At 72.2% G+C, this 24,476-nt stretch carries 22 protein-coding genes; 12 read left to right on the top strand and 10 right to left on the bottom strand.

Features of this window, described 5'->3' with window-relative positions; genetic code table 11:
- Nucleotides 1-9: 9 nt before the first annotated feature.
- Nucleotides 10-1,677 (top strand): AMP-binding protein, encoded by a 1,668-nt coding sequence (locus ACIHAA_RS01950; protein WP_399813683.1) that lies wholly within the window; start codon nt 10-12, stop codon nt 1,675-1,677.
- Nucleotides 1,674-3,287 (top strand): AMP-binding protein, encoded by a 1,614-nt coding sequence (locus ACIHAA_RS01955; RefSeq protein WP_399811751.1) that lies wholly within the window; start codon nt 1,674-1,676, stop codon nt 3,285-3,287. The genes ACIHAA_RS01950 and ACIHAA_RS01955 overlap by 4 nt, the downstream gene beginning before the upstream one ends.
- Before the next feature lie 60 nt (nt 3,288-3,347).
- Here ACIHAA_RS01955 and ACIHAA_RS01960 read toward each other — a convergent pair whose 3' ends face one another.
- The gene (locus tag ACIHAA_RS01960; protein WP_399811753.1) at nt 3,348-4,040 is read right to left on the bottom strand and encodes a hypothetical protein; all 693 of its coding nucleotides are present in this window, start codon (nt 4,038-4,040) and stop codon (nt 3,348-3,350) included.
- Nucleotides 4,041-4,303: 263 nt separating this feature from the next.
- Between ACIHAA_RS01960 and gcl the strand changes: the two genes are divergently transcribed.
- A complete protein-coding gene (gene gcl, locus ACIHAA_RS01965) occupies nt 4,304-6,088 on the top strand; it encodes a glyoxylate carboligase (protein WP_399811755.1) in 1,785 nt (594 codons plus the stop codon).
- 424 nt (nt 6,089-6,512) lie between these two features.
- On the opposite strand, the gene ACIHAA_RS01970 is transcribed toward gcl, so the two are convergent.
- The 3 genes from ACIHAA_RS01970 to ACIHAA_RS01980 all read right to left on the bottom strand — a co-directional run bounded on the left by ACIHAA_RS01970 (nt 6,513) and on the right by ACIHAA_RS01980 (nt 9,040).
- Nucleotides 6,513-6,758, bottom strand: a complete 246-nt coding sequence (locus ACIHAA_RS01970; RefSeq protein WP_399811758.1) for a hypothetical protein — start codon at nt 6,756-6,758, stop codon at nt 6,513-6,515.
- A gap of 417 nt (nt 6,759-7,175) precedes the next feature.
- Entirely contained in the window at nt 7,176-8,093 is a 918-nt protein-coding gene (locus ACIHAA_RS01975; RefSeq protein ID WP_399811761.1) for a 2-hydroxy-3-oxopropionate reductase, read from the bottom strand.
- 104 nt (nt 8,094-8,197) lie between these two features.
- Nucleotides 8,198-9,040 (bottom strand): TIM barrel protein, encoded by an 843-nt coding sequence (locus tag ACIHAA_RS01980; RefSeq protein WP_399811763.1) that lies wholly within the window; start codon nt 9,038-9,040, stop codon nt 8,198-8,200.
- Between the two features lie 375 nt (nt 9,041-9,415).
- Between ACIHAA_RS01980 and ACIHAA_RS01985 the strand changes: the two genes are divergently transcribed.
- The 7 genes from ACIHAA_RS01985 to ACIHAA_RS02015 all read left to right on the top strand — a co-directional run bounded on the left by ACIHAA_RS01985 (nt 9,416) and on the right by ACIHAA_RS02015 (nt 15,256).
- Entirely contained in the window at nt 9,416-9,667 is a 252-nt protein-coding gene (locus tag ACIHAA_RS01985) for a hypothetical protein (protein ID WP_399811766.1), read from the top strand.
- A complete protein-coding gene (locus ACIHAA_RS01990; RefSeq protein ID WP_399811768.1) occupies nt 9,664-10,032 on the top strand; it encodes a helix-turn-helix domain-containing protein in 369 nt (122 codons plus the stop codon). Before ACIHAA_RS01985 ends, ACIHAA_RS01990 begins: the two co-directional genes overlap by 4 nt.
- A 175-nt stretch (nt 10,033-10,207) precedes the next feature.
- The gene (uraD, locus tag ACIHAA_RS01995) at nt 10,208-10,717 is read left to right on the top strand and encodes a 2-oxo-4-hydroxy-4-carboxy-5-ureidoimidazoline decarboxylase (RefSeq protein WP_399811771.1); all 510 of its coding nucleotides are present in this window, start codon (nt 10,208-10,210) and stop codon (nt 10,715-10,717) included.
- A gap of 45 nt (nt 10,718-10,762) precedes the next feature.
- A complete protein-coding gene (locus ACIHAA_RS02000) occupies nt 10,763-11,206 on the top strand; it encodes a hydroxyisourate hydrolase (RefSeq protein WP_399811774.1) in 444 nt (147 codons plus the stop codon).
- Between the two features lie 4 nt (nt 11,207-11,210).
- Nucleotides 11,211-12,140: a factor-independent urate hydroxylase gene (gene pucL / locus ACIHAA_RS02005; protein ID WP_399811778.1), complete on the top strand. Its 930-nt coding sequence runs from the start codon at nt 11,211-11,213 to the stop codon at nt 12,138-12,140.
- Nucleotides 12,141-12,280: 140 nt separating this feature from the next.
- Nucleotides 12,281-13,660 (top strand): 8-oxoguanine deaminase, encoded by a 1,380-nt coding sequence (locus ACIHAA_RS02010; protein WP_399811779.1) that lies wholly within the window; start codon nt 12,281-12,283, stop codon nt 13,658-13,660.
- A 213-nt stretch (nt 13,661-13,873) separates the two neighbouring features.
- Nucleotides 13,874-15,256, top strand: coding sequence for a nucleobase:cation symporter-2 family protein (locus ACIHAA_RS02015; RefSeq protein ID WP_399811781.1), 1,383 nt, complete (start codon nt 13,874-13,876; stop codon nt 15,254-15,256).
- Nucleotides 15,257-15,308: 52 nt separating this feature from the next.
- On the opposite strand, the gene ACIHAA_RS02020 is transcribed toward ACIHAA_RS02015, so the two are convergent.
- From ACIHAA_RS02020 to ACIHAA_RS02030, 3 genes are all read right to left on the bottom strand, one after another.
- A complete protein-coding gene (locus tag ACIHAA_RS02020) occupies nt 15,309-15,947 on the bottom strand; it encodes a hypothetical protein (RefSeq protein WP_399811783.1) in 639 nt (212 codons plus the stop codon).
- A 55-nt stretch (nt 15,948-16,002) separates the two neighbouring features.
- Entirely contained in the window at nt 16,003-16,656 is a 654-nt protein-coding gene (locus tag ACIHAA_RS02025; RefSeq protein ID WP_399811785.1) for a histidine phosphatase family protein, read from the bottom strand.
- 215 nt (nt 16,657-16,871) lie between these two features.
- Nucleotides 16,872-18,080, bottom strand: coding sequence for a pyridoxal phosphate-dependent aminotransferase (locus tag ACIHAA_RS02030; RefSeq protein WP_399811787.1), 1,209 nt, complete (start codon nt 18,078-18,080; stop codon nt 16,872-16,874).
- A gap of 85 nt (nt 18,081-18,165) precedes the next feature.
- Here ACIHAA_RS02030 and ACIHAA_RS02035 point away from each other — a divergent pair, with 85 nt between their 5' ends.
- Nucleotides 18,166-18,792: a winged helix-turn-helix transcriptional regulator gene (locus ACIHAA_RS02035; protein WP_399811789.1), complete on the top strand. Its 627-nt coding sequence runs from the start codon at nt 18,166-18,168 to the stop codon at nt 18,790-18,792.
- A gap of 223 nt (nt 18,793-19,015) precedes the next feature.
- Here ACIHAA_RS02035 and ACIHAA_RS02040 read toward each other — a convergent pair whose 3' ends face one another.
- From ACIHAA_RS02040 to ACIHAA_RS02050, 3 genes are read right to left on the bottom strand one after another with little or no spacing between them, the layout of a single operon-like run.
- On the bottom strand, nt 19,016-19,807 hold the full coding sequence (locus ACIHAA_RS02040; RefSeq protein ID WP_399811791.1) for a hypothetical protein: 792 nt from the start codon (nt 19,805-19,807) through the stop codon (nt 19,016-19,018).
- Nucleotides 19,807-21,072, bottom strand: coding sequence for a VWA domain-containing protein (locus ACIHAA_RS02045; RefSeq protein ID WP_399811793.1), 1,266 nt, complete (start codon nt 21,070-21,072; stop codon nt 19,807-19,809). Before ACIHAA_RS02045 ends, ACIHAA_RS02040 begins: the two co-directional genes overlap by 1 nt.
- A 43-nt stretch (nt 21,073-21,115) precedes the next feature.
- Nucleotides 21,116-22,633, bottom strand: a complete 1,518-nt coding sequence (locus ACIHAA_RS02050; RefSeq protein WP_399811795.1) for an IucA/IucC family protein — start codon at nt 22,631-22,633, stop codon at nt 21,116-21,118.
- A gap of 85 nt (nt 22,634-22,718) precedes the next feature.
- Between ACIHAA_RS02050 and ACIHAA_RS02055 the strand changes: the two genes are divergently transcribed.
- Nucleotides 22,719-24,233 carry an IucA/IucC family protein gene (locus tag ACIHAA_RS02055; RefSeq protein WP_399811797.1) on the top strand — a complete coding sequence of 505 codons (1,515 nt, stop codon included), beginning with the start codon at nt 22,719-22,721 and terminating at the stop codon, nt 24,231-24,233.
- Nucleotides 24,234-24,476 lie beyond the last annotated feature (243 nt).

Below are 24,476 nucleotides of genomic sequence, written 5' to 3' on the forward strand. Positions count from 1 at the left end.
ACGGCGAAGATCGACCCGACGGACGCTTTCCGGACCGCGCGGGACTTCCTGCTCGCGCACCGGGAGGACTACGCCACGGCGTACGCGGGCTTCCACTGGCCGCGCCCGGCGCACTTCAACTGGGCGCTCGACTGGTTCGACGCCATCGCGGACGGCAATGACCGCACCGCGCTGCACATCGCCGAGGAGGACGGCAGCGAGCTGCGGCTGACCTTCCGCGAGCTGTCCGCCGCCTCCGCCCGGGCCGCCAACTGGCTCCGGGAGCGCGGCGTCCGCGCCGAGGACCGCATCCTCGTCATGCTCGGCAACCAGGCCGAGCTGTGGGTGACGGCACTGGCCGCGATGAAGCTGCGCGCCGTGGTCATCCCCGCCACCCCGCTGCTCGGCCCCGCCGATCTGCGCGACCGGGTCGGCCGCGGCCGGGTCCGGCATGTGATCGCGCGCGCCGCGGACACCGGCAAGTTCGAGCAGGTGCCGGGCGACTACACCCGGATCGCGGTCGGCGGTGCGACCGGCCCCTGGCAGCCCTTCGAGGACCTGTACGGCGCCTCCCCGCTGTTCGTGCCCGACGGACCCACCCCGGCGGACGACCCGCTGATGCTCTACTTCACCTCGGGCACCACCGCGCGCCCCAAGCTGGTGGAGCACACCCATGTGTCCTATCCCATCGGCCATCTGGCGACGATGTACTGGATCGGCCTCCGGCCGGGCGACGTCCACCTCAACATCTCCTCGCCGGGCTGGGCCAAGCACGCCTGGTCGAACCTGTTCGCCCCGTGGAACGCGGAGGCGACCGTCTTCCTGCACAACTACACCCGCTTCGACGCAACCCGGCTGATGGCCGGGATGGACCGGGCGGGCGTCACCACCTTCTGCGCCCCGCCGACCGTGTGGCGCATGCTCATCCAGGCCGACCTGACCCGGCTGGGCACCCCGCCGCGCGAGGCGGTCGCCGCCGGTGAGCCGCTCAACCCCGAGGTCGTCGAGCGGGTGCGGCAGGCCTGGGGAGTGACCGTCCGGGACGGCTTCGGGCAGACCGAGACGGCCGTGCAGATCTCCAACAGCCCCGGCCAGCCGCTGAAGACGGGCTCGATGGGCCGCCCCAGCCCGGGCTTCCGCATCGAACTGCTCGACCCGGTCACCGGGGCGCCGGGAGCGGCGGAGGGCGAGATCGCGCTCGATCTGTCGGCCCGGCCGGTCGGCCTGATGACCGGCTACCACGGCGACGCCGACCGTACGGCGGAGGCCATGGCGGGCGGCTACTACCGCACCGGTGACATCGGCTCGCGGGACGAAGAGGGATACATCACCTATGTCGGGCGGGCCGACGATGTCTTCAAGGCCTCCGACTACAAGATCTCCCCCTTCGAGCTGGAGAGCGCCCTACTGGAACACGAGGCGGTGGCCGAGGCGGCCGTGGTGCCCGCCCCGGACGCGCTGCGCCTGGCCGTGCCCAAGGCGTACATCGTGCTCGCCGCGGGCTGGGAGCCCGGGCCGGACACCGCCAAGGCCCTCTTCGAGCACTCCCGGGAGGTCCTCGCCCCCTACAAACGGGTCCGCCGCCTGGAGTTCGGCGACCTGCCCAAGACCGTGTCCGGCAAGATCCGCCGTATCGAACTGCGCGAGGCCACGGCCGCCGGGTCCGGCGACGAGTACCGCGAGGAGGACTTCCGGTGAGCGCACCGTCCTACGCCCACGGCACCAGCACCACCCCGCTGCTCGGCGACACCATCGGCGCCGATCTGGACCGGACCGTCGCCGCCCACCCCGACCGCGACGCCCTGGTCGACATGGCGTCCGGACGCCGCTGGACCTACGCGGAGTTCGGCGCCGCGGTGGACGAGGTGGCGCTCGGGCTGCTCGCCCGCGGGGTCGGCAAGGGGGACCGGGTCGGCATCTGGGCGGTCAACTGCCCCGAATGGGTTCTGGTCCAGTACGCCACCGCCCGCATCGGCGCGATCATGGTGAACATCAACCCGGCCTATCGCGCCCATGAGCTGGAGTATGTGCTCAGGCAGTCCGGGGTCGGCCTGCTGGTCGCCTCCCTGTCCCACCGGACGAGCGACTACCGCGCCCTGGTCGAGCAGGTGCGCGGCAACTGCCCCGGACTGCGCGAGACGGTCTACATCGACGACCCCGGCTGGGAGGCGCTCCTCGCGGACGGGGCCGCGGTGCCCCGCTCCCGGCTGCGGGCGGCAGAAGCCGGGCTGAGCTGCGACGACCCGGTCAACATCCAGTACACGTCGGGCACCACGGGCTTCCCCAAGGGCGCCACGCTCTCCCACCACAACATCCTCAACAACGGCTACTGGGTGGGCCGTACCGTCGGCTACACCGAACAGGACCGGATCTGCCTGCCCGTCCCCTTCTACCACTGCTTCGGCATGGTCATGGGAAACCTGGGGGCCACCACGCACGGTGCCTGCATCGTGATCCCGGCGCCCTCCTTCGACCCCCGGGCCACCCTGGAGGCGGTCCAGCAGGAGCGCTGCACCTCCCTCTACAGCGTCCCCACCATGTTCATCGCCGAGCTGAACCTGCCCGGCTTCGCGGACTTCGACCTGTCCTCGCTGCGCACCGGCATCATGGCGGGCTCCCCGTGCCCCGTCGAGGTGATGAAACGGGTGGTCGCCGAGATGCACATGCGGGAGGTGTCCATCTGCTACGGCATGACGGAGACCTCCCCCGTGTCGCTCCAGACCCGCAGGGACGACGACCTGGAGCACCGCACCGGGACCGTGGGCCGGGTCCTGCCGCACATCGAGGTGAAGATCGTCGACCCGGCGACCGGAGTGACCCTGCCGCGCGGCGCGGCCGGTGAGCTGTGCACCCGCGGCTACAGCGTGATGCTCGGCTACTGGGACGAGCCCGACCGGACCGCCGAGGCCATCGACCCGGGCCGCTGGATGCACACCGGTGATCTGGCGACGATGCGCGCCAACGGCTATGTCGAGATCGTCGGCCGCATCAAGGACATGATCATCCGGGGCGGGGAGAACGTCTACCCGCGCGAGATCGAGGAGTTCCTCCACGCCCACCCGAAGATCGCCGACGTCCAGGTGGTCGGCATCCCCCATGAGCGCTACGGCGAGGAGGTCATCGCCTGTGTGATCCCCCGCGATCCGGCCGATCCGCCGACCCTGGAGGAGCTGCGGGCCTTCTGCGAGGAGCGGCTCGCCCACTACAAGATCCCGAGCGGACTGCGGATTCTCGGCTCCTTCCCGATGACGGTGTCGGGGAAGGTGCGCAAGGTGGAGCTGAGGGAGACCTGCGCGGAGCGGCGGTAGCGCGACGGTCCGGGGGCTCGCGGAGAGGGGGCCGCGGCGAGGAGGGCCGTGGCGAGGAGGTCAGGTGCGCCCGGCGGCCAGTTCGTCGGCCAGGCCGTTCACCGGCTGGGGCGTGCCGCCGAGGTCGAGGACGAACAGCGGGACCCCTATGCGGTCGGCCGTCTCCCGGGCGTTGTCGGCGTATCCCGCCAGGGAGAAGTAGACACAACGGGCCGACTCGGACAGGGCGGTGAGCCACAGGCACTCCACGTCCCGCAGTGAGGCGGGCCGCACGGCCGGATCCACCTGCGCCAGGATCCCGCGTGCGGCCAGCCCTATCCCGTGCGGCTGCCGCTGGTCGGCGCGCCGTATGTCGCGGTAGCCGAGCCAGCGCAGATAGAGCGCGGCCGCGGTGACGGCATCGCGCGCGGAACGTATCGCCACCGGCCGGAAGGCACTCCGGGGGGCGGGGACCTCGGGCGCCGGGGGAGCGGTCTGTCCCGGCGCGCCGCCCACCGGGACGCGCAGCACGGTCCCGCAGGCGCAGCCCAGTTCCGGCTGCGGCCACTCGTCCTCGCGGTGGCAGGCGCCGCAGCGGACCGTGACCCAGTGGTCGGCCCAGGTGCGATGGGTGACGACGGAGGGCTCCCCGAGCCGGTCCAGGGGCGGGGCCACGGGGGCGCCGCAGACACAGGGGTACCGCGGTGCCGCGTAGAGGTGCTCGCGCCGGCAGACCGGGCAGCGTACGAGGACGCTCTCGGACATGGTCCTCATCCACCCCTTGTGTCGAACAGCGGTCCGCCCTGTCGGACAGCGGTCCCATCCTGCTCCCGCGGGCCCCCGCTTGTCCTCGGCTTCGCACACCGCGCGGCCCGGCTCCCCTCTCTCTTGACGGCCTTCACGACCCCGCCTACATTTCCTTCCAGATAACAGAAGTTGCTTTCCGTATTGTGGAAATATGATCGCGATGCGGCAAGAAGTGCTCACCGCGGGGCGCGACGGGAGCGCGAGTCCGACAGCCGAAGCAGGAGTACTCCATGGCTCGTATGACCGCTGCCCGCGCGGCAGTCGAGATCCTCGAACGCGAGGGCGTCAGCCACGCGTTCGGCGTCCCGGGCGCCGCGATCAACCCCTTCTACGCGGCCCTGAAGGCCTCCGGCGGAGTCCGCCACACCCTCGCCCGCCATGTCGAGGGCGCCTCCCACATGGCGGAGGGCTACACCCGCGCCCGGCCCGGCGCCATCGGTGTGTGCATCGGCACCTCGGGACCGGCCGGCACCGACATGATCACCGGGCTCTACTCGGCGACCGGCGACTCCGTCCCGATCCTCTGCATCACCGGACAGGCCCCCACGGCCGTGATCCACAAGGAGGACTTCCAGGCGGTCGACATCGCCGCCATCGCCGGGCCGGTCACCAAGATGGCCGTCACCGTCCTGGAGGCCGCCCAAGTGCCCGGTGTCTTCCAGAAAGCCTTCCATCTGATGCGCTCGGGGCGGCCCGGGCCGGTCCTGATCGATCTGCCCGTCGACGTCCAGCTCACCGAGATCGAGTTCGACCCGGAGACCTACGCACCGCTCCCCGTCCACCGGCCGAGCGCCACCCGCGCCCAGATCGACAAGGCCATGGCGCTCCTCGCCGCCTCCGAGCGGCCGCTGATCGTCGCGGGCGGCGGCGTCATCACCGCGGACGCCTGCGAATTCCTCACAGAATTCGCCGAGCTGACGGGCACTCCCGTGGTGCCGACCCTGATGGGCTGGGGCGCCCTCCCCGACGACCACGAGCTGAACGCGGGCATGGTCGGACTCCAGACCTCGCACCGCTACGGCAACGCGACCTTCCTGGAGTCCGACTTCGTCCTCGGCATCGGCAACCGCTGGGCCAACCGGCACACCGGCAGGCTCGACGTCTACACCGCGGGCCGGACCTTCGTCCACGTCGACATCGAACCCACCCAGATCGGCAGGATCTTCGCCCCCGACTACGGCATCACCTCCGACGCCCGGGCGGCCCTCGCCCTCTTCGTGGAGGCGGCGCGCGAGTGGCGGGCGGCCGGGCGGCTGCCGGACCGCGCGGACTGGGCCGCCGCCGCCCAGGAGCGCAGGGCCCGCCTCCAGCGCCGTACGCACTTCGACGACATCCCGATCAAGCCGCAGCGCGTCTACGAGGAGATGAACAAGGCCTTCGGGCCCGGGACCCGCTATGTCTCCACGATCGGCCTCTCCCAGATCGCCGGTGCCCAACTGCTGCACGTCTACCGGCCCCGCCACTGGATCAACTGCGGCCAGGCTGGCCCCCTCGGCTGGACCGTCCCGGCCGCACTGGGCGTCGCCACGGCCGACCCGGAGGCACCGGTCGTCGCGCTCTCGGGCGACTACGACTTCCAGTTCATGATCGAGGAGCTGGCCGTGGGCGCCCAGCACAGGATCCCCTACATCCATGTCCTGGTGAACAACGCCTATCTGGGGCTGATCCGCCAGGCGCAGCGCGCGTTCGACATCGACTTCCAGGTCAATCTGGAGTTCGAGAACATCAACTCGCCCGAGCTGGGCTGCTACGGCGTCGACCATGTCAAGGTCGTCGAGGGCCTCGGCTGCAAGGCGCTCCGGGTCACCGACCCCGCCGAACTGGGCGCCGCCTTCGAGCAGGCGGGAAAGCTTGCCGCCGAGCACCGGGTGCCGGTGGTCGTCGAAGTGATCCTGGAACGTGTCACCGACATCTCCATGTCGACCACCAATGACATCGGCGCCGTCGTCGAGTTCGAGGAGACCGCGACCGAGCCGGGTCACACACCCACCGCGGTCAGAACGCTCAAGGTCTGAGGCGGAGCGCTGAAGGTCTGACGCGGAGGGCTGGAGGGCCGGGGCGGAGCGCTGGAGGTCTGGAGCGAGCTGCTGGAGGGCCTGCTGGAGCGCTGAAGTCCGAGGCCCGGTGCGGTGAGGGGCGGCCCGGCGTGACTCGGGTCGCCCCTCGCGGTGTCGCTCCCGGAGAGGGGTCGGCGCGCCGCGTCCCCCGTCGTGGGCGCCGTGCCCGGGGCGCCGCTCGCCGCGCCGCCCCGACCTCTCCGGAGGGGCCCGCCGCCCCCGTGCCGGCGGGCCCCGTATGCCGATAATGTGCCCGCGCGGTACGGGAGTTGAAGCCCTCGGACCGGTGTTCAGAGGTTGACTTGAGGGTTGCGTAGGCCGCCTACGCCGGTGCGCGTAGGCGGCCCTTGTCCGTGCCCCGTGCCCCCGGCCCTGCCCCGGTCTACTCGATCTCCTTGAGGCCGTGCTCCGACAGCCCCGGCCACTCGTCCGGGCCGCCGCCCTGCCACTCGATGAGGTCGCTCTCCTCGACCTCGATCCGGTCCAGGTCGGCGAGGCGCAGGATCTCGACGACATCGTCGAGGTGGCTGGCCAGCCCCAGGGTCACCTCGCCCTCGGTCACCCGCCGGGATCCGTCCAGGGCGGGGGCGTGCACCACGATGTGCGGATGCTGCAACGACTGTTCCATGTCCTCAAGCGTCCTGCCGACGGGCCCGTTCCGCACCCCGGGCACGACAGGAGCGCCGGACACGGAGGGATCCGCGTCCGGCGCTCCCGGTGGGGCGGGTGCCGCGGCGGTGCGACGGCCTCGGGGCGGCCCTCTCTCAGGTCGGGAGGGACGCCCCGGGACCTTCACCACCGCACTGGCTCGCACTCCCCGGTTCTCGGCTCGCCTTGAACAGGAGATTCCGCCGCGGTCCCGCCACCGGACCCGCCGTGCCGAACGGCCACCCCTTGTCCGGGTCGTCCGGCGACGGGCCCGCCTTGTACTGACGTAACGTCAGAAGTGTTGTGGATGTGCAGGGTTCCGGGTGGTGTCGGCGCCTGGGCGCGACAGGACAGATGTCGGCGACGGCACCACCCGGAAGATGTGAGGGTCCCGGGCTCAGACCCGGGTGCCCGAGAGGCGCTCCACGCCCCGCAGCAGCGCCGAGTGGTCCAGGCCGCCGTCGCCCTGCGCCCGCAGGGAGGCGACGAGTTGGGCGACCACGGCGCCGACGGGCAGGGCCGCTCCCACGGAGCGGGCCGCCTCCGTGACGATGCCCATGTCCTTGTGGTGCAGATCGATCCGGAAGCCCGGGGCGAAGTCGCGGTTCAGGAAGTTGTCCTTCTTGCGGGCCAGGACCGTCGACCCCGCCAGGCCGCCGCCCAGTACCTCCAGGGCCGCCCCGAGATCCACCCCGGACCGCTCAAGGAAGACCACGGCCTCCGCGCAGGCCTGGATGTTCACCGCGACCATCAGCTGGTTGGCGGCCTTCACGGTCTGCCCCGCGCCGTGCGGACCGCACAGCACGATGGTCCTGCCCAGCGCCTCGAAGAGCGGCTTCGCCGCCTCGAAGTCCGCCCGCTCGCCGCCGGCCATGATGGACAGTACGCCCTCCACGGCACCGGCCTCGCCGCCGGACACCGGTGCGTCGAGGACGCGGATGCCCTTCTCCCGGGCCCTGCGGGCCAGCTCGACCGAGGTGCCGGGGGTGATCGAGGACATGTCGATCAGCAGGGTGCCGGGTTTCGCGTTCTCCAGGATCCCGTCGGGACCGTAGGCCACCGCCTCGACCTGGGGGGATGCCGGAACCATGGTGAAGACCACGTCGGCAGCGCGTACGGCGTCGGCGACCGAGGAGGCCGCCGTGCCCCCGGCCGCGGTGAGCCGGTCCAGCTTCTCTCGCTCCAGGGTGTGGCCGGTGACGTCGTAGCCCGCCTTGATCAGGTTCTCGGACATGGGGGAGCCCATGATGCCGAGGCCGATCCAGGCGACCGCCGGGCGGTCCGTGCGGGAGGGGGCCGGGGGTGTGCTGCTCATGAGAGTGCCTCTCCGACGGCTCTGCTGCCGTCTTGCGGGTCGGGGCTCGACGGGCGGCGCGGGGGCGGCTGCGGGCGGCCGGGCGAAGGTCTCCGTGCCGGGGTTCAGCGGGCGGCGCGGGCCGCCGGGGGCAGCCAGGCGAAGGCCTCCGCTCCGGTGCGGTCGCCGCCCGGCTTGTACTCCAGGCCGATCCGGCCGTCGTAGCCCGCCTCGGCGAGCCCGTCGAGCAGGTCCGCCAGCGGGAGCGCACCCGTCCCCGGCGCTCCGCGGCCCGGGTTGTCGGCGATCTGGACGTGGCCGGTCCTCGGGGCGTACCGCTCGATCACCGACGGCAGGTCCTCGCCGTTCATCGACAGGTGGTACAGGTCCATCAGGAACTGTGCGTTGCCGAGCCCGGTCGCCTCGTTCACCCGGTCGGCGACGGCGACCGCGGCCGCGGCGGAGACCAGGGGGTAGTGCGGTGACTCCGGCCGGTTGAGCGCCTCGACCAGGAGGATCGCGCCGATCCGGTCGGCGGCGCGGGCCGCGAGCACGAGATTCTCCAGGGCCAGCGCGTCCTGCTCGGCCGGGTCGGCGCCGTCGACGCGGTTGCCGTAGAGGGCGTTGAGCGCCGTACAGCCCAGCGATTCCGCGAAGCCGGCCGCCACCTCGACATTGGCCCGGAATTTCTCCGACTCCTCGCCCGGGACGGACAGGGCGCCGCGGTCCGGGCCCGGCAGCCGTCCGGCGTAGAAGTTGAGGCCCGTCAGCCGCACCCCCGCGGTCTCGACCGCCTTGGCCAGGGCGTCCAGTTCGTACCGCCCGGGGGTGGGGGAGTCGGTCCAGGGCCACCACAGCTCGACCGCGGTGAAGCCCGCCGCCGCGGCGGCCGCGGGCCGTTCCAGGAGCGGGAGTTCGGTGAAGAGGATCGACAGATTGACGGTGAAGCGCTGGTCGGCGAATCCCATCGGGCGGCGCTCCCTCCTTGGGTCCGTGAGTCCGTGAGTCCGTGAGTCCGTGAGTCCGTGAGTCCGTGAGTCCGTGAGTCCGTGAGTCTGCGGGTCCGTGAGTCCGTGGGTCCGTGGATTTTTGGTTCTGCGGTTCCGTGGCCTCACGGTGCATGCTGTATTCCGTATGGCGGAAACAGCTTTTTGCTTGATGGAAGGCTGGCGGTCTTCGGTGGCGCTTGTCAAGGGGTCGGAAGGGGAGCGGCTCTCGCTCCGTGTCGGTTAGGGTCACGTCGTGCCGGGCGGGTGGGAATCCGTCCCGGTGGAGACCCCGACGTGCCCTCGTCCTGGGCGATCCGGATGGCAGTGCAGCTCACGACCGTGCTTGGGGGCACCGTGCGACTGAGAGTGGAGTTCACCACCGAACCCTTCGACCTCGACGAGGCGCCCGCCCATGCGCTGGCCGCCCGTGAGGTCATCGAGGCGGCCGAACTGGACGCGGTGGACGTCGGCCCGTTCGGCAACACCGCGGTGGGCCGCGCCGAGGCGGTGCTCACCGCCGTGGACGCACTGCTGCGCTCCTCCCTGGAGGCGGGCGCCACCCGGATCTCGTTGCAGGTCAACGTGGTCGCGGAGGCGGGGAGATGACCCGGCGGGGGGACGAGCCCTTTATCGCGGCCGTGAAGCCGCTGGTCGATGCCATGGGCGGGGAGATGCTGCCCCCGGACCAGGCCGGTCCCGACGATGTGGTGCTCGTCTGGGAGGGTGCCGACGCCGTCGCCGTGCGCCTGCCGCAGCTGGCCGACTCGCTCGACCACATCCTCGCCGCCATGGAGCGCAAGCACGGGACGTCGCTGGCCGAACTGGACCGCAGGGCCAAGCAGGAGATCGTGCGGACCCTGGAGGCGCGTGGCGCCTTCGCCGTACGTCACGGGGTGGAGACCGTCGCGAGCGCCCTCGGCGTGAGCCGCTTCACCGTCTACAACTACCTCAACCGGGAGAAGAGCCCCTGACCAGGCTTTTTACCAGGCTTTATGCGCCCCTTGGGTGCCCCTGTCGGACCGACCGCCGCCCGGCATCCGGGCGGCGGTTTCTGTTACTCAGAATTTTCAACAAAGTGTTGACGGTGTTCGACGGAGGGCGTTAGCTGTTCGCAGCCCGATCAGCCCCACGGCCAGGGAGGCACCCGTGACGTCGACCCCTACGCCACCGGGCCTCGCCCGGTTCAACGCCCTGGCGGAGCAGGCGGCCTCGGCCGTCCTCCACGAGGCGTGCGCCTCCACGGCATGGGTCGCCCGGCTGCTCGCCGGACGCCCCTATCGCACCGCAGACGACCTCTGCACCGCGAGCGACACCGCCATGGCCGACCTGACCACGGCGGACCTCCAGGAGGCGATGGCCGGGCACCCGCCGATCGGCCGCCCCGCGCCGGGTGACCCCGCGTCGGCCCGGGAGCAGCGCGGTATGGCCGGTGCCTCCGGGGAGCTCAAGGCGGAGATGCTTGCACTCAATCTGGCGTACCAGGAGAAGTTCGGGCATGTCTTCCTGATCTGTGCCACCGGGAGGACCGGAGAGCAGATGCGGGACGCCGCCCGGGAGCGCCTCGGCAACGCGCCGGAGCGGGAACGGGAGATCGTGCGCACCGAGCTGGGCAAGATCAACCGTATCCGGCTCGCCCGGCTGCTCGACACCGTGTGACATCCCGCCGCCCCACCGCTCGACACCCGCCCGGAAGGGACCCGCATGAGCACCGAGACCACCGCTTCCGTGTCCACGCACATCCTGGACACCAGCGTCGGCCGCCCCGCCCCGGGCGTCACCGTCCGCCTCGGCGCCCGCCCCGGCCGGGACGTGGACTGGCAGGCGCTCGGCGGCTCGTCGACCGATGCGGACGGCCGGTGCAAGGACCTCCCGGCCCTGCCGGAGGGAACCACCCAGGTACGGCTCGACTTCGACGTCGAGGCGTACCTCGAAAGGTTCAACAGGCTCGAAAGGTCCGACGGCTTCGAAAGGTCAGAGAAGAAGCAAGCCGATACGCAGCAGGACGCCCCCGCGAATCGGGACAGCGGTCCCCCCGGAGTGTTCTTCCCCGAGGTGACGGTCACCTTCGCCGTCGTACCGGGCGAGCACTACCACGTACCGCTGCTGCTCAACCCGTTCGGCTACTCCGTTTACCGAGGGAGCTAGCTCCATGACCGTCCATTCCCGTCCTGCCCGCCCCGTGCTCCTGGGTCAGAACCAGTACGGCAAGGCCGAGAACCGAATTGTCAGGATCACGCGGGACGGCACCACCCACCACATCAAGGACCTCAATGTCTCCGTCTCCCTCTCGGGCGACATGGACGAGGTCCACTACTCCGGTTCCAACGCCAGGGTGCTGCCGACCGACACCACCAAGAACACGGTGTACGCCTTCGCCAAGGAGCACGGCATCGAGTCCGCCGAACAGTTCGGCATCCATCTCGCGCGGCACTTCGTGACCTCCCAGGAGGCCATCCAGCGGGCCCGGATCCGGATCGAGGAGTACGCCTGGGACCGGATCGAACACGCGGGCCGGGGCGAGCACTCCTTCGTCCGCACCGGCCGGGAGACCCGGCTGGCCCAGATCACCTACGACGGCTCGTCCTGGGAAGTGGTGTCGGGCCTGACCGATCTGACGGTCATGAACTCGACCGACTCCGAGTTCTGGGGCTACGTCAAGGACCGCTACACGACCCTTCCCGAGACCCACGACCGCATCCTGGCCACCTCCGTCACCGGACGCTGGCGCTTCAACTGGACCGACGACACCCAGGAGATGCCGGACTGGGAGACGTCCTACGAGCAGACGCGCGGGCATCTGCTCCGGGCGTTCGCCGAGACCTACTCCCTCTCCTTGCAGCAGACCCTCTACCAGATGGGCGCGCGCATCATCGACGGCCGCGCCGAGATCGACGAGGTCCGCTTCTCGCTCCCCAACAAGCACCACTTCCTGGTGGACCTGGAGCCGTTCGGCCTGAAGAACGACACCCCCGACGGGGCGGTGTACTTCGCCGCGGACCGCCCGTACGGCCTGATCGAGGCCACGGTGGTGCGGGACGGCTGCGAGGCGCGCATCCCGGAGGACCTCACCAACCTGTAGGCGCCCACGGGTGCCTCCGGCGGCCGGGGGCACCCTCCCCCCTCCTCCTCTCCTCCTCTTCGGCACCCGTGGCCCCGCGCCGCGGCACTCACCTCCCGGGTTCCTGCCGTGCCCTCTCCCCAGAGTGAAAAGGACGAACCATGGCCCCAGTCCAGCGCACCGTCATCGAGAACTGCGCGGTCACGACCGTGGACGCCGACGACACCGAATACCCCACGGGCCATGTGGTCGTCGCCGGAAACCGCATCGAGGCGGTCGGTCCGGGCGCCGCCCCCCAGGGCCTTGAGGGTGTCACCCGCCGTATCGACGCCTCGGGCCACCTCGTCACACCCGGCCTGGTCAACACCCACCACCACTTCTACCAGTGGATCACCCGGGGCCTGGCCACGGACCACAATCTCTTCGACTGGCTGGTGGCGCTCTATCCGGTCTGGGCCCGCATCGACGAGCCGATGCTCCACGCGGCCGCGCAGGGCTCGCTCGCCATGATGGCCCGCGGCGGGGCGACCACCGCCATGGACCACCACTACGTCTATCCGCGGGGCTCGGGCGACCTGTCCGGCGCCGTCATCCGTGCCGCCCGCGAGACGGGGGTCCGCTTCACCCTTGCCCGCGGTTCCATGGACCGCGGCGAGAGCGCCGGGGGCCTGCCGCCGGACTTCGCCGTGGAGACCCTCGACGGTGCCCTCGCCGCCACCGAGGCGGCCATCGACGCCCACCACGACCCGTCCTTCGACGCCATGACCCAGGTGGCCGTGGCACCCTGCTCACCCTTCTCCGTGTCCACCGAACTCCTCAGTCAGGGAGCCGAGTTGGCGCGTCGCAGGGGCGTACGGCTGCACACCCACGGCTCGGAGACGGTCGAGGAGGAGAAGTTCTGCCACGAGCTGTTCGGCATGGGCCCCACCGACTACTTCGAGTCGACGGGCTGGCTCGGTGAGGACGTATGGATGGCGCACTGCGTCCATATGAACGACTCCGACATCGCCGCCTTCGCCCGCACCCGGACGGGTGTCGCCCACTGCCCGTCCTCCAACGCCCGCCTGGCCGCGGGTATCGCCCGGGTCCCCGACATGCTCGCCGCGGGCGTCCCGGTCGGCCTCGGCGTCGACGGCACGGCGTCCAACGAGTCCGGCGAACTCCACACCGAACTGCGCAACGCGCTCCTGATCAACCGCCTCGGCGCCCACCGCGAGAAGGCCCTCAACGCCCGCCAGGCGCTGCGCCTCGGCACCTACGGCGGCGCCCAGGTCCTCGGCCGGGCGGCGCAGATCGGCTCCCTGGAACCGGGCAAGCTCGCCGATCTGGTGCTGTGGCGGCTCGACACGCTGGCCCATGCCTCGATCGCCGACCCGGTGACCGCGCTGGTCTTCGGCGCGGCGGCTCCGGTCACGCTGTCCCTGGTCAATGGCGTGCCGGTGGTCGAGAACGGACGGCTGCTGCATGTCGACGAGGACGCCGTCGCCCGCTCCACACGGGACGCGGCCCAGCGCCTCGCGCGGATCGCCGCGCAGGGCTGAGCAGCCGGGAACTCCGGCCGGGAGGGACGGCTCCCGGCCGGAAGCCGTGGACCCGAGCGGGGTCCACGGCGGCCGTCGCCGGGGCACGCGGGGATGCGCGTGCCCCGGAGCGGTCCGCCCCGGCGCCCGGGCCCTCCCCTCGCACCCTGACCGCCGCACCACCTCCTTGACACCCGCGTCAGATCCGACGTGCCACCGACCGGAGGAGCCGCCGTGGCCGCCCATCCCGTAGACGAGAAACTGCCCGCCCTCAAGCTGGCGACCAGCGGCCTTCAGCATGTGGCCGCCATGTACGCGGGGGTCGTCGCCCCGCCCCTGATCGTCGGCGCCGCCGTGGGACTGTCCGGCACCGAACTCACCTTCCTCACCGGCGCCTGCCTGTTCACCGCGGGCCTCGCCACCGTCCTCCAGACCCTCGGCGTCTGGAAGATCGGAGCCCGGCTCCCGTTCGTCAACGGCGTCACCTTCGCCGGTGTGGCGCCCATGACCGCCATCGCGGCCGCCGGCAAGGACCGGTCCGACGCCCTGCCCGTGATCTTCGGCGCGGTGATCGTCGCCGGGTTCCTCGGCTTTCTGGCCGCACCCGTCTTCTGCAAGGCGGTCCGCTTCTTCCCACCGGTCGTCACCGGCACCGTGATCACCCTCATCGGGGTGTCGCTGCTCCCGGTCGCCTTCGGCTGGGCCCAGGGCCCCGATCCCGCCGCCAGGGACTACGGCTCGGCGGCACACCTGGGACTCGCGGGCACCACCCTCGCCCTCGTCCTGCTGCTGCGCCGCTTCACCCGCGGCTTCGTCAAACAGATCGCCGTACTGCTCGGCCTGATCGCCGGTACGGCCGTCGCGATCCCCTTCGGCGCCGCGGACTTCGGACCCGTCGCGGACGCGGCCGTGATCGGCTTCCCCACGCCCTTCCACTTCGGTGCCCCCCGGTTCCATCTGGCGGCGATCCTGTCGATGTGCGTGGTGATGGCGGTGTCGATGACCGAGTCGACCGCCGACATGCTGGCCCTGGGCGAGATCGTCGAACGCCCCGCGGACGAGCGGACCATCGCGGCGGGCCTGCGGGCCGACACCCTCGGCTCGGCACTCAGCCCGCTCTTCAACGGCTTCATGTGCAGCGCCTTCGCCCAGAACATCGGGCTGGTCGCCATGACCCGCATCCGCAGCCGGTACGTCGTCGCCACGGCCGGCGGCTTCCTCGTCCTGATGGGCCTGTGCCCGGTGGCCGCCTCCCTCGTCGCGGTCGTGCCGCGGCCGGTGCTCGGGGGCGCCGGGGTCGTCCTGTTCGGCTCGGTGGCCGCGAGCGGCATCCAGACCCTGGTCCGGGCGGGCCTGGACCAGGACGGCAACGCCCTGGTCGTGGCCGTCTCCCTGGCCGTCGGTATCATCCCGATCACCGCGCCGCACTTCTACCACGCGTTCCCGCAGACGGTCCGGATCGTCCTGGACTCGGGCATCTCCACGGGCTGTGTGGCGGCGGTCCTGCTGAATCTGGTCTTCAACCACCTCGGCAGGGGCCAGGACGGCCGGGAGGTGACGCGCCCGATGCAGCCGGGCGAGGAGATCGCGGGAGCCCGCCCGGCGAACGCGCACTGACCGGACCGAGCCGGACTTGACTTGACCGGACCGGGACTGGCCGGCCCATGCCTCACCGCCGTCGCGGGGAGGCCAGCAGATAGCGGGCCCGGGTGCGCGGCTCCGTGTACTCACCCACCTGCCAGCCCGCCTCCTCCAGCGCGGCCGCCGAGGCGCGCAGTGCGGCAGGATCCGGCCCGTGCACGGCGACCGCCTCCGGCTGCGGGGTCGCCCGCACCCGGTACCCGTCCGCCGCGTCCCCGGTCGCCGGACGGTGCCCGGCCGCCTCCAGGGCGAGCGCCGCCGCCCGTACCAGCTGGGTCCGCTCCCAGCCGCAGGGGCGGTCCACGGCACCGTCCGGATTGGTCATCCGGCGCAGCTCCAGCAGCCCCTGCCAGGCCCCGCGCACCTCTTGCAGCCGGGCCGGTCCGGACTCCGCCCCCACCTCACCCCCGACCCGCGCGGCGAACCCTCCGGAGCCGTCGGGAGCCTCTCCGCTCGACGCGCCGGGAGGCGTCTCCGCACCGGCCCCCTCCCGTATCCGGTGCCCCGCCGGGGTCAGGAAGTGGTCGTGCGGCGGGCGGGGGTGACGGAAGGCCAGCCCGCGTCCGACCAGGGCGGCGAGCTGGGCGTCCGTCCCCCGCAGCCGCCCAGTGGCGGGATCGGCGGCATAGATCAGTCGCTGCTGTACGGCGGTCGGCGGCCGGGTCACGGGCCTGCTCCTTCCCGCAGGGGAGGACACGGGCGCGGACGTGCCCGGATCCCCGTCACTGCTCCTCGGCGGGCCCCGCTTCCCCCGCGGCGAGGGACCCATGGGAACAGTACGCGTCGGGTCTGACATTCCACCCGGCCACCACGTGCCGACGGTGTTCCGTGCCGAGACGGCTCATCGTCCCCGTGGAGAGCTGGAACAGGGCGCCCGCCGCGGGCGACAGCCCCAGCCGCCGCGCGGTCAGCACCCGCAGGAAGTGGCCGTGGGAGACGACGACCACGCTGCCCTCGCCCTCCGCCAGCGCCGCGTCGATCTTGGCGATCATCCGGTCCGCGCGCTCCCCGACCTGCTCCGGGCTCTCCCCGGGGTGCTCCGGGGGACCGGGCGCGACGCCGTCCGTGAAGAGGAACCAGTCCGGCTGCGTCCGGTGGATCTCGACGGTCGTGACGCCCTCGTAGCCGCCGTAGTCCCATTCGGAGAGGTCCACGTCGACGCGGGCGCCCCCGATGCCCGCCAGCCGGGCCGTCTCCCGCGCCCGCAGCATCGGGCTGACGAACGCCGACTCGATGTGGTGCCGGGCGATCAGCGGGGCGAGCCGACGTGCCTGCTCCCGGCCGTTCTCGGTCAGCGGCACGTCCGTCCGCCCGGTGTGCCGCCCGGAGAGCGACCACTCGGTCTCACCGTGCCGGACGAGAATGAGGTCGCCCACGGCCGTCCCCTTCCTGCTCCGCCCCTTTCCTGCCTCCGCCTCCCAGCACCGTGGCACACCCGCGCGGCGGCGCGCAGAACGGATTGGGCCAGACGGCCGCCCGCCGGTCCCGCCACAGGACGGGGGACCGGCCGACGGCAGCCGCGCCACTGGCGGTGGACGCTCAGCTCTCCTGTCGTTAGCCGCTCAGCTTTCCTGGCGGTAGCCGCTCCGCTCTACTGGCGGTAGCCGCTCAGGAAGCGCCCGATCCGTCCGATCGCCGCCTCCAGATCGTCCGCGTGGGGCAGCGTGAGCACCCGGAAGTGGTCGGGGGAGGGCCAGTTGAAGCCGGTGCCCTGGACCACCTGGATCTTCTCCCGCAGCAGCAGGTCCAGTACGAACTTCTCGTCGTCGTGGATCCGGTGCACCGCGGGGTCCAGCCGCGGGAAGGCATACAACGCGCCCTTGGGCTTCACACAGCTGACACCGGGGATCTCGTTGAGCTTGCGCCAGGCCACCTCGCGCTGCTCGTGCAGACGGCCGCCGGGCGCGGTCAGCTCCCCGATGGACTGCCGCCCGCCGAGCGCGGCCTGGATGGCGTACTGGGCGGGGGCGTTGGCGCACAGCCGCATGGAAGCCAGCATCGTCAGGCCCTCCAGATAGCTGCGCGCATGCTGCCGGGGGCCCGACACCACAAGCCAGCCGGAGCGGAACCCCGCGACCCGGTAGGTCTTGGACAGCCCGCAGAAGGTCAGGACCACCAGGTCAGGGGCGAGGGCGGCGGCCGAGTGGTGCACGGCGCCGTCGTAGAGGATCTGGTCGTAGATCTCGTCCGCGAAGACCATCAGACCGTGGCGGCGGGCCAGGTCGAGGATGCCCTCCAGGATCTCCTTCGGATAGACCGCTCCCGTGGGGTTGTTGGGGTTGATGATCACTACGGCCCTGGTGCGGTCCGTGATCTTCGCGGCCATGTCGTCGAGGTCCGGGTACCAGTCGGACTGCTCGTCGCACAGATAGTGCACCGCCTTGCCACCGGCGAGCGTGGTCACGGCCGTCCACAGCGGGAAGTCCGGTGCAGGGATGAGGATTTCGTCGCCGTCCTCCACCAGGGCCTGTACGGCCATCGAGACCAGCTCGGAGACACCGTTGCCGAGGAAGACGTCGTCCACGCCGACCTCCAGCCCCCTGGCCTGGTAGCGCTGGGCCACCGCGCGGCGGGCCGACAGGATGCCCCGCGAGTCCGTGTAGCCGTGCGCCTGCGGCAGCATCCGGATCATGTCCTGGAGGATCTCCTCCGGGGCCTCGAAGCCGAAGAGCGCGGGATTGCCGGTGTTCAGGCGCAGCACGCTGTGGCCCGCCTCCTCCAGCGCGTTGGCGTGCTCGATCACCGGGCCGCGGATCTCGTAACAGACCTCGCTGAGCTTGCTCGACTGCCGGAACTCCATGCGCCGCTTCCCTCCGCCGTCCTGGTTGCTTGGTTTTACCAAGCAGAAGCTTGGAAAGTCCAACAACGTGTCTAGACTGCGTCGTATGTCACCTCGCCGAAGCTACGACCAGTACTGCTCCACGGCCCGGGCCCTCGACGCCGTAGGCGACCGCTGGACCCTGCTGATCGTCCGTGAGCTGCTGGCCGGACCGCGTCGCTACACCGATCTGCACGCGGACCTGCCGGGCGTGAGCACGGACGTCCTGGCGTCCCGGCTGAAGGACATGGAGCGCGACCAGCTGGCCACCCGCCGCAGACTGCCACCGCCGGGCGCCGCCTACGTCTACGAACTCACCCCTCGCGGAGCCGAGTTGCTCCCGGTGATCCAGGCGCTGGGAGCCTGGGGTGCCCCCGCGCTGGCGGAGCGGAGACCCACGGACGCGGTGCGCGCGCACTGGTTCGCCCTGCCGCTGCTGCGTGCCCTGCCGGGCGAGGGACTGCTCGAAGTGCGCCTCGACGAGGGCGAGTTCCACCTGCGGCTCGGCGCCGGGAGCGGCCCGGCCTACGGCGACGGGCCCGCCCCCGAGGAGCCGGACGCCCGGCTGGCCCTGGACGCGGAGACCTGTACCGCGCTAGAAGAAGGCGTCCTGACACTCCCTCAGGCACTGGCCGAGGGGCGCCTCGTGATCTCGGGGGACAGCACCCTGGCCAAGACACTGCGCGGCGAGTGACGAAGCCGGGGGGTACCCGGACCCGACCGGGGTCCGCCGCGCCCCTTGGGCGTGACCGGGGTCCGCCGCGCCCCTTGGGCGTGACCGGGGTCTGTCGCGCCTCTAGGGCCGACCGGGGCCCCGCGCCCGTCGCAACCGGCCGGGGCCCGCCCCCCGGACATGACCGAGGCCCGCCGTGCCTCAAGGGCGCGGCGGGCCTCAAGTCCCCACAGGAGGAGGGACGTCAGGCGCCCGGCGGTATCCGTGACGGCCGTCCCGAACCGCGGGTCAGGGCGTAGCCGCCGATTCCGGCGAGTGCCGCGAGGACACCGCCGATCCCGGTCCACACCCAGCGGTCCGACCACCAGGCGGAGGTGTCGGGCCGCAGCGAGGACAGCGTGGGCGCGTCCGCCGCGGAGTCCGAGACCTTCCGCGCGATCCCCGGCACCAGCGGCTCGGACAGCGAACCGTCCACCGCCGCCGCGCCGCCCATGTCCTTGGAGTCCACCCGGATTTCGGTGCTCACCGGCAGCCCCAGATCGGCCGCGCCGAGCCCGACCGCGGTCAGCCGGACGTAGTACGTGCCCGGCAGCGGGTCGTCGGCCCAGGGCTCGGCCCAGGCGCGGACCGTGCGCAGCGTGCATGCGAGGTCGACCGAGGCCGCCCCCGGCGACGCCGTACGCGTCTGCGCCCCGTACTGGCAGGCCTGACGGCGCCGCAGGCCGTCGTACACGTCGAGCTGCCAGGTCTGCGTCCCACCGCGGGACGACGAGGGCAGCTTCACCGTCGCCTTCACCGTGGGCCGCTGCTCCGCGTCCGCGGGGAACTGCCAGTACAGGTAGTCACCCGTGGAGGCGGCGGCCGTGGCCTGCTGCCCCTGCTCGATCTCGGTCGCCGTACGGAACGAGGTGCCCGCCGAGGTGGGCGCGTCGCCGTCACCGGACGGGCTCGCCGAGGGCGAGGCGTCCGCGAGGGCCGGGGTCGCAGCGGTGCCGAGCAGCAGCGCCGCCGCCGTCAATGCCTTGACGATACGCATCAGTTGGTCCTCCAGACCGCGATCCGCCAGCGCGACAGCCAGCCCCACAGCACACCGGCGAGGAAGCCGGCCAGAACGAGGGCACCGAGCAGCCACCAGCCGCGGCCGAGGCCGAAGGAGGCCACATCGGCCGCACCGTCGGGGCCCTTCACCACATCGACCGTCAGCTCCAGCGGAAGACCGGGCGAGGTCTTCACACCGGCCGCCGGGGAGAAGGAGTTGGCCACTTCGAGGCACACCGTCTCGGCGGGCGCATTCTCGTCGTCGCTCCCGGCCTTCGGATAGCGCAGACCCGTCGACAGGACGTCCGTACGGCCCGAGCCGGTCGCCTCACCGCGGACGATCTCCCGGCCGTGCAGGGTGACGGCCCGGAGTGTCACCCCGTAGTCGGGGCCGACCTGCCGGTCGTCGGAGACGCTCACCGAGGCGCGCAGTTCCTGGCCCGGTTTCACGTCCACCCGGTAGTAGCGGTGCACCCCGAAGTCCTCGCGGTCCGTGAACAGGCCCGACTTCAGCGCGGGCGCCGAGGTGCACTGACCGCTGCCGTCCACCGCGACGGGGGTGACCACCTTGTCCGCCGTGCGGTCCACCAACTGGTTGACCTTGCCGGACAGTTCGGTCTTGTGCTGCACCGAGGTGTAGGTGCCGCCGGTGGCCTCCGCGATACAGCTGAGCTGCTTGCTCAGCTTGGTGTCCGGGACCAGGCCCAGGGTGTCGATGGTCATCCCGATCCCCTTGGCCGCGATCTCCCGGGCCACCTCGCAGGGGTCGAGCGGGGCGCAGGTGTCCTCGCCGTCGGTGATGAGGACGATACGGCGGGTGCCGTTGCCGCCGCTCAGATCGTCCGCCGCCTTCAGCAGGGCCGGCCCGATCGGCGTCCACCCGGTGGGCTGAAGCGTCGCGACGGCCGTCTTGGCGTCGGTCCGGTTCAGCGGGCCCACCGGATACAGCTGCGCGGTGTCCTTGCAGCCCGTTCTGCGGTCGTTGCCCGGATAGTTGGCACCCAGGGTCCGGATGCCGAGCTGCACCTGCTCCGGCGTCGCGTCGAGGACCTCGTTGAACGCCTGCTTCGCCGCTGCCATCCGCGAGTCGCCGTCGATGTCCCGCGCCCGCATCGAGCCGCTGACGTCGAGGACGAGATCGACCTTGGGGGCGTCCTGGGGTGTCGTCTCGTCGGCGACGGCACCGGCCGGGACGGCGATCCCGGCCGTCAGGGCGGCGAGCAGGGCGCAGACTCCCACCGCCAGCCGTTGTCTTGTGATCATCGGCGGATCTTATTGATCAATGGGGGCGCGCTTCAAAACGATCTCATTGACCCCAGGGGGCGGACGCGGGAACGAGGGGGTTGGGCAGCCCGGTCCACTGGTCGCCGGAGCGCCCCGGCGACAGCCGCATCAGCGTCAGCGCCTTGGCGGGCAGGGGCTCTTCGCGCAGCGCCGCCAGATCGGGGCCGTCCGGCAGCTCCCGTACGGCGCTCTCCAGTGCCGTCCCCAGGGCCGGCGCCCCGCCCGCCACGGCGGCCAGCGCGCCCGCGACCAGCGAGCCGAACAGCTTGCGGCGCAGCACCGCCTCCTCGTCGGTGACCATGCGGTCGGCGACCTCCGGGGCCTTGATGCCGTGCCGCGCCAGCCGGGCCGGGCTCACCCGGATGTCGGCGAGATCGCGGTAGACAAGACGCCGCGGCTCCCCGCTGGGCGAGAGCACCACCAGCAGGTTCTGGCCGTGCGCCTCCAACGCCACGCCCAGATCCAGCAGGCACAGCCCCACGGTGAGCGCGAGCCGGGTGAACGCGGCGAGCCAGGCGGGGGACGCCGGGAGCCCGGTGACCGGCAGCGCGGCCACCGGTACCACCCGTTCGCCCGCCGCCAGTTCCGCACAGCTCTCGGGCGACTCCCGCACCACCGCGGCCAGATCGGGGGAGTGGGCGCTGAACGCCCCCAGGGTGCGGGTGATGTGCAGCAGTCCGCCGGTGCGCGCGGCGACCGACTCCGCGAACTGCGAGACCACGAGCGCGGTCTCCACGGACGCGACCGAGATGTCCCGCACGGACGACGTCAGCCGCGCGCTGACCGCGGTCTTCACATGCGGCCCCCCGTCGGGCAGGGCCAGCGTGCGCAGGGACATCAACGGATGCGCGACCGGGCCCTCCTGCGCCCCCCGGCGCAGCACATGCGCCGTCTGCCAGGGATGCACCGGCACCAGCGGGCGCCCCCCGTCCCACAGCCAGTCCGGCCACTCACCGCGCAGCACGCCCTCGTCCGCCGGAACCAGGCCGAGCCGCACCAGCGGCCGGTGCTCAGGACCGTAGGCGAGCTGCTCCGCGGCCGAGAAGCCGGGCCGGGAACGGCAGTTGGGGTGGTACGGATGCCCGTCCACCACCCGCTGCTCCCACGCCCAGCTGCTCTCCGGCGCGGGCGCCTCGTGCGGCTGGGCCGCCCGCGACAGCGCCAACGACGCCGTACTGTTGTCCAGTTCGGCGGCGAACGCAGCACCGTGCGGTATGCCCAGGGCCTCCACCAGCGCCGCCGCACGGTCGTGGCCGCGCCCGTCCAGCAGCACCTCGGTGACATACGCGCCGGTCGCATACGGGTCCGCGGGCGGCCCGTGCAGCCGCCGCCCGTCCGTCAGACGGAGCACCAGCCCCTCCCGTACGGGCTCCCGGCGGGCGATCCACGGCAGCGGCTCATGGGCCAGCGCCCGCCACAGACGCGAGAGCACCGCGGCCCGCGCACCGGGCAGCGCGGCCGCGTACGCCGTGACCAGATCGGGCCGTACGTCCGCCGACTCGCGAGCCAGCGTCGTCTCGACGGAAGAGGATGGGAACACGCCGAAGCTCCTCGGATACGGGCGGTCAACTCGTGGTACCGGACCGCGGCCGACATACTGATCGCCAGTGCACCGTACGGAACGAATGGATCGCATGGATCACCTGCACCCCGGGGACCGGGTTCCCGAGCGGGCCGACGCCTACGCGGCGGCACCGCTGCTCAGCTGTCTGCTCCGGGAAGCGGCGGACCCCGCGGGCGGACAAGGCGTCCACCGGCTGCGCGCGGGCGGCCGGCTGCTCCGGGTGCACGGCGGCCGCCGCCCCCGCGACCCGGAGCTGAACACCGACGGGACCTGGCAGCCGCTCACCCACGCCGACCTGGTCAAACTCACCTCCGAGGAACTGCGCCTTGCCACCGGTCTGTCCAACCCCGAACTGCCCGGGGAGATGCTGGACAGCCGTGACGCGGTCGCCGCGATCCTGGCCGCCCGCGCCCGCGCGACCCCGCCGGACGACCCGTATGTGCGCTCCGAGCAGTCCCTGATCACCGGGCACCCCTACCATCCGGCCCCCAAGGCGCGCGGCGGCGGACCGGTCGCGAGCTGGCTGCCGTACGCGCCGGAGGCGCACGCCTGCTTTCCGCTCACCCTGCTCGCCGTGCGCGAGGACACCGTCGCCGAGGAGGGCGACACCACGGCGCTCGACGCCCTCGGCACGGCCCCGCCCGGCTACCGGCTGCTGCCCGCGCACCCCTGGCAGCTCGAACTGGTCGGCGGCCGTCCGGAGATCCGCGAAGCCTTCGCCGACGGCCGCCTGATACGGCTCGACGGCAGCGCAGGCACCGTATGGCCCACGGCCGCGATCCGCACGGTCTACGACCCCGCCGACGACCGCTTCCTCAAGTTCAGCCTGGACGTGCGGATCACCAATGACATCCGGCGGCTGTGGCGGCACGACCTGCTCGGGCTGCGCCGCACCGACGCGGCGGCGACGGCGGCCTTCGCCGCACACCGCGGCCCAGCCGTCTGGCTGAGCGACCGCGGCTACCGCACGGCCGCCTTCGCCTTCGAGGAACTGGCCGTCCTGGTCCGCGACGGACTGCGCCCCCGGCTGAGGCCCGGCGCCACCCCGCTGCTCGCCGCGGCCCTGGCCGAGGGCTTCGACGGCAGCCCGCTGGACCGGATCACCGACCCCGAGGACTGGTGGGCGGCCTATCTGCGCCAGGTCGTGCCCCCGGCCCTGGAGGTGTTCGACCGGCACGGGGTGGTGCTCGAGGCGCATCTCCAGAACACCCTGGTCGCGGTGGACGACACGGGCCTGCCCGTGCAGGCGCTGTTCCGGGACGCGGAGGGCGTGAAGCTCCTGACGGACGTGGACCGGGCGTCCGGCTGGGAACGGCTCGTCTACTGCCTGGTGGTCAACAACCTGGTCGAGGTGGCCGCCCTGCTGTCGGAACGCCACCCCGGCTGGAACCCCTGGCCCGCCGCCCGCGCCGAGCTGGCCCGGCACCCCCTCCCCGAGATCCCCGCCCTGCTGACCGCACCGGCCCTCCCCGGCAAGACCAATCTGCTGCTCCGCTGGACGGGGGCGGACGGCGCGGACGCCCGGTACGCGCCCCTGCCGAACCCGCTCGCTCACCACTGCCCCCCGGCCACCTGAACGAGGCTGCGCACCAGCGGGCTCCGCGACCCCTTCGGCCAGGCCACGACGAGATCGCTCGGCGACCGGCCGGCGAGCGGAACGCTCACCAGTCCGGCGGGCAGCGGCTGGTCCACCGGGGCGGGAGCGGACGTTCCGTTCCACCGGGCCGTCTGAAGACACTCCAGGATGGTGTGCACGGCCGGGGACGCGTCGTCCGGGCCCTGTGACGGCGACGAAGTACCGGAGCGAACCGAGGTCCAC

The organism is Streptomyces sp. NPDC052040 (assembly GCF_044548405.1).
GTDB lineage: Bacteria > Actinomycetota > Actinomycetes > Streptomycetales > Streptomycetaceae > Streptomyces.